General features: G+C 67.1%; 4 protein-coding genes. 2 read left to right on the top strand and 2 right to left on the bottom strand.

Translation table 11 applies throughout. From position 1 onward, the window contains the following. Both OXF11_19950 and OXF11_19945 read left to right on the top strand, forming a co-directional pair. Positions 1–936: multicopper oxidase domain-containing protein (locus OXF11_19950; GenBank protein MCY4489374.1), on the top strand; the 936-nt coding region annotated here is incomplete at its 5' end. Next, the gene (locus tag OXF11_19945; protein ID MCY4489373.1) at positions 918–1,367 is read left to right on the top strand and encodes a cytochrome c; all 450 of its coding nucleotides are present in this window, start codon (positions 918–920) and stop codon (positions 1,365–1,367) included. The genes OXF11_19950 and OXF11_19945, both read left to right, overlap by 19 nt. 123 nt (positions 1,368–1,490) lie before the next feature. On the opposite strand, the gene OXF11_19940 is transcribed toward OXF11_19945, so the two are convergent. After that, positions 1,491–1,955 (bottom strand): cytochrome c, encoded by a 465-nt coding sequence (locus OXF11_19940; protein ID MCY4489372.1) that lies wholly within the window; start codon positions 1,953–1,955, stop codon positions 1,491–1,493. A gap of 16 nt (positions 1,956–1,971) precedes the next feature. Then, a partial coding sequence (locus OXF11_19935; protein MCY4489371.1) for a cytochrome c occupies positions 1,972–2,077 on the bottom strand: 106 nt, incomplete at its 5' end.

Here is a 2,077-nt window from a genome sequence, read left to right as displayed (position 1 = left end):
TGGTACCACGCCCACCACCGCTCCTGGGAACAGGTGGCAAGGGGGCTCTACGGCCCGCTGATCGTCGAGGAGCGGGACCCGCCCCCCGTCGACCGCGACATTACCGTCGTCCTCGACGACTGGCGGCTGGAACGCAACGGCGCGCTGCATGAGAGCTTCGGCAACCGCCACGACTTCTCTCATGCTGGGCGGATGGGTAACGTCGCCCGCGCCCTGTTCTCGGCGGCCACGGTCCGGCGCGGCGACCGCGTCCGCCTGCGGCTCCTCAATGCCGCCACGGCGCGGATGTTCGCGCTGCGGATCGGCGGGGGAACCGGCAAGGTCATGGCCCATGACGGGATGCCGCTCGCCCAGCCGCCGCCGCTCCGAGACCTGCTGCTCGCCCCGGCCCAGCGGACCGACGTCATCCTCGACGTGGCGGCGCCGGTGTCCTTCGCCCTTCGGACCCGCGAGGGTCTCCACGGACTGGGCACCATCGCCGTGGAGGGCTCGAATCCCGCCCCCGCCGCGGCCGCGGTCGTCCCGCTTCCGGCTCCCCGCACGCCGGCGCCCGACCGGAGTGCGGTGATCCGCCTGACGCTTGCCATGCAGGGAGGGGCCATGGGCGGGCGTCACCGGGGCGGCGATCTATGGGCCTTCAACCACCGATCCGGCATGCCCGATGCGCCGTGGCGGCGGTTCGCGCGCGGGGAGACAGCCCGCATCACCCTGCGCAACGACACCGCCTTCCCGCACGGCATCCACCTGCATGGCCACCATTTCCACGAGCTGCGCGAAGACGGTTCGCTCGGCGACTACCGCGACACCACGCTGGTCGATCCGCGCCGGAGCCGCGACATCCTCTGCGTATTCGACAATCCGGGCAAATGGCTCCTGCACTGCCACACCCTCGCGCACCAAGCGTCCGGAATGAAGACATGGGTGGAAGTCGCGTGAAGGGCGCCCTGCCGATCCTCGTCCTGCTCTGCTGGTCCGGTGCGGCCCTTGCCGGTCACGAACTGGACAGCCGCGACATTCGAAACGGGCAGGTGCTCTACAAGCAGCACTGCGCCTCCTGCCACGGCGCCAACCTCGAAGGGCAGCCGAACTGGCGGCGACCCAAGGACGGCGTCCTGCCGGCGCCGCCGCACGATGCGAGCGGCCATACCTGGCATCATGACAACAAGCTTCTCTTCGACTACACGAAACTGGGCGGCACCGCCCTGATGGAGGCCCGGGGCATTATCGGGATCGAGAGCGGCATGCCGGGCCTCGGCGACGCCATGACCGACGACGAGATCTGGGACGTGCTCTCCTACATCCGCTCCACTTGGCCGGACCGCATCCGCGAAATCCAGGCCGGCAGAAATCCGCCGCACGGGCCATGACCGGTCCGCGCCTCACACAGCCGCCAATGGAGACAGCAATGAAGACACTGCCGAATGTCGCATCAAGGGAGAGAACATCACCGGCCGGGACCCCCACCGGACGATCAGCCGCGAAGCGGCATATCACTTCTTCGTGCGGAAAGACCGGTGGCAATCCGCGCAGGTGCGCCGTAACCGCTTGAACAGGGCTTCCCGTTCAGCGGGCACCGCCGATGCCAAAGACCCCGCTGTCCGTTCGAGTTCCTGCGCCAACTTCACGAAATGATCCCAATCGGCCCACACGGAAGGAAGCGTCCGCGTCGGGTGATTCAAGCTCCCTTCCGGAAACAACGCCGTCAATTCATCGCCCCCGTGTTGGGCGATGGTTCCGGCGTACGCCTTGAAGCGTTCAGCGTCATCATGTTGCGTTCCGCGAATCATCTTCCCCAACTCCTTCATCGCACCGCCCATCGAAGTCATGGCGTCCATGCGCTGCTTGACGATGCCAGTGGCGTCGCGGTGGCCGGATACTCCGGCGGGAGTTATTAGTACCCACGTCAGTACGGCTACGGCGACAAGGCCGGATCTCATCGGTTCGGGTCCGCCCATGGTGTCCTCCGTGTCTTCAATAAATGCCCTTCGCCCGCTGTAGCGCGCGCACGTAACGCACGATCTCCTTCACGTCCGCCTCCGAAAGGCCCGGAACGGGAGCCATGTTGCCGAACCTCCAG

It is taken from the genome of Deltaproteobacteria bacterium (assembly GCA_026712905.1).
Classification (GTDB): domain Bacteria; phylum Desulfobacterota; class Binatia; order UBA9968; family JAJDTQ01; genus JAJDTQ01.
This window is presented reverse-complemented; position numbering and strand designations above follow the sequence as displayed.